The sequence below is a fragment of the Roseomonas sp. BN140053 genome (assembly GCF_047690175.1).
GTDB lineage: Bacteria > Pseudomonadota > Alphaproteobacteria > Acetobacterales > Acetobacteraceae > Roseomonas.
The window spans coordinates 1-2,502 of sequence record NZ_JBLLEB010000082.1; the positions used below are offsets into that span (position 1 = coordinate 1).

General features: G+C 76.1%; 2 protein-coding genes. Both read right to left on the reverse strand.

Translation table 11 applies throughout. The annotated features are described in order from the left end of the window. Positions 1-196 precede the first annotated feature (196 nt). Positions 197-1,351 (reverse strand): N-acetylglucosamine-6-phosphate deacetylase, encoded by a 1,155-nt coding sequence (gene nagA / locus ACLIBK_RS25425; protein ID WP_415390095.1) that lies wholly within the window; start codon positions 1,349-1,351, stop codon positions 197-199. Positions 1,352-1,439: 88 nt separating this feature from the next. After that, positions 1,440-2,351, reverse strand: coding sequence for an N-acetylmuramic acid 6-phosphate etherase (locus ACLIBK_RS25430; protein ID WP_415390096.1), 912 nt, complete (start codon positions 2,349-2,351; stop codon positions 1,440-1,442). Positions 2,352-2,502 lie beyond the last annotated feature (151 nt).

Below are 2,502 nucleotides of genomic sequence, written 5' to 3' on the forward strand. Positions count from 1 at the left end.
GACCTCATGAGTGCCTCCGGCGGGGGCGGGCCGGACGCCGTTGTCCATTATGGCTGCCGTCGGCCATCCCGCCCCCGCCGGAGGCACTCAACGCGGGGTCCGGGGAGTTCGTAACTCCCCGGCGGGGGTCCAGGGGGCAGCGCCCCCTGGCCAAGGCCCAGGCCCCCATGCGCGCCCAGCCGCCACCAGCCCGCGGTCAGCCCGCGATGGCCGGGGGTTCGCGGCCGGCGATCCAGGTGGTGCGGACGTGCAGTGCCGCGTCCAGGGCGACGATGTCGGCGCGCAGGCCGGGGCGGAGGGTGCCGAGCTCGTGGTCCAGGCCCAGGAAGGCAGCCGGAGTACGGGCGGCCATGGCCAGGGCTTCGGCGGGGGTGGCGCCCAAGCGGGATACGGCGTGGCGGACGGCGCTGGCCATGTCGAGGGCGGAGCCCGCCAGCGTGCCGTCGGGCGTGGTGGGGCGGCCGTCCACCACCGTGACGGGAGTGCCGAACAGGTCGAAGCCCTGTTGAGAGATGCCGATGGTGGACATGGCGTCGGTGACCAGCATCAGGCCGGCGGCGCCCTTGCAGCGCAGGGCGATGCGCAGGCTGGCGTCGGACACGTGATGGCCGTCGGCGATGATGCCGGCGATGATGCGGGGCTCGTCCAGCACGGCGCCGACGGCCCCGGGCTCGCGCGAGCCCAGCGGCGACATGGCGTTGAACAGGTGGGTGGCGCCGCGCAGGCCCTGGGCCACGGCGGCGCGCACCTGGGCGGCGGTGGCATCGCTGTGGCCGAGGCTGACGCGCACGCCGCGGCGCACCAGGGCGGCGATGGCCTCGGGGGGCACGCATTCGGGGGCCAGGGTCACCAGGCGCAGGGCGGGGGAGGCGAGCAGGTCGAGGTCGCCCGGTTCCCAGCGGGCGATGCGGTCGGGCGGGTGCACGCCCCGGCGCGCCGGGTTGATGAAGGGGCCTTCCAGGTGCAGGCCGAGCACGCCCGGCACGCCGGCGGCCAGGGCCGCCTCGGTGGCGGCCAGGGCGGCGCGGACGGCGTCGCGACGGTCGGTGATCAGGGTGGGCAGCAGCGCCGTGGTGCCGAAGCGGCGATGCGCGGCGGCGATCGTGGCGATGGCGGCGGGCGTGGGCGCGTCGTTCAGCAGCACGCCGCCGCCGCCATTGACCTGGGTGTCCACGAAGCCTGGGGCCAGCGTCAGCTCCGGCGGCAGGGTGAGCACGCCGGGGGGCAGGCCGCGCGTGGCCGGGCGCAGGTCGCGCAGGCGGGGGCCATCGAACAGCAGCACGGCATCCTCGTGCCAGTGCTCGCCGTCGAAGATGCGGGCGGCGTGCAGGCCGGCGGGGGCGGCGGTCACGGCGCTGCCGGGCGTGGCGCGCGCGGGGTGGCGTGGCGGCGGGCGACGTGGCCATGGGCGACGGGGCGGCGGGCGGCCGGTCGCGCGGTCATGCCGGGGAACCGGTTCCGGGACCGGCCGGCGACGCTTCGGCCAGGGCGGCGCGCAGGCTGCCGTCGCCCCGCGCCAGCCGGTCTTCCGCTGCCGCGCGGTCGAAGCCGAGCGCCAGCAGGATGGCCAGCTTCACCTCGCCGCCCGCGGCGTCCAGGGCCTGCCGCGCCGCCGCCGGCTCGACCTCCGCCAGTTCGGCCACCATGGCCTCCGCGCGGTGGCGGAGCTTGCTGTTGGTGGCGCGCATGTCCACCATCCGGCCGCGATACACGCGCCCCAGCCGCACCATCACCAGCGTCGAGAACAGGTTCAGCACCACCTTCTGCGCCGTGCCCGCCTTCAGCCGGGTGGAGCCGGCCACCACCTCCTCGCCGGTGTCCACGGCGACCGGATGGGCACTGGCGCGCAGGACGGGACTGTCGGGGTTGTTGGCCAGGCCGATCGTCAGCGCGCCGCGCGCCGCCGCGGCCCGCAGCACCGCCAGGGTGAAGGGCGTGGTACCGCTGGCGGCGAGGCCGATCACCACGTCGTCCGCGCCGATGGCGGCGGCGGCCACCTGGGTTTCGGCGTCGGCGGTGGAATCCTCGGCGTTCTCCACCGCCTGCAGGATGGCGCGCTGGCCGCCGGCCACCAGGAAGGCCAGGCGGTGTTCGGGCCAGCTGAAGGTGGGGGGCAGCTCGGCACCGTCCTGCACGCCGATGCGGGCGGAGGTGCCGGCCCCGGCATAGACCAGCCGCCCGCCGCGGCGCAGGCGCGGCACTGCCGCTTCCGCCGCCGCCGCGATCGCCGGCAGGGCCGGCCCCACCGCGGCCACGGCGGCGAGCTGCCCTTCATGCAGCGCCCGCAGCACGTCGAGGCTGTTCCAGGCATCGAGTTCCGCGAAGCGCGGGCTGTGGGCTTCCGTGGACACGGCAGGGCCTTTCGCAGCGAGGCACCGATCCTAGAGGCTGTTGTGGACCTGCTCCAGGTTGAGGAGGTTCTTGAGCATGAGGCAGGCGAAGGCGACGAGATGCAGGCCCGCGAGGGTTTCGGGGAGGCGCTCGTAGTCACGGACGAGGCGG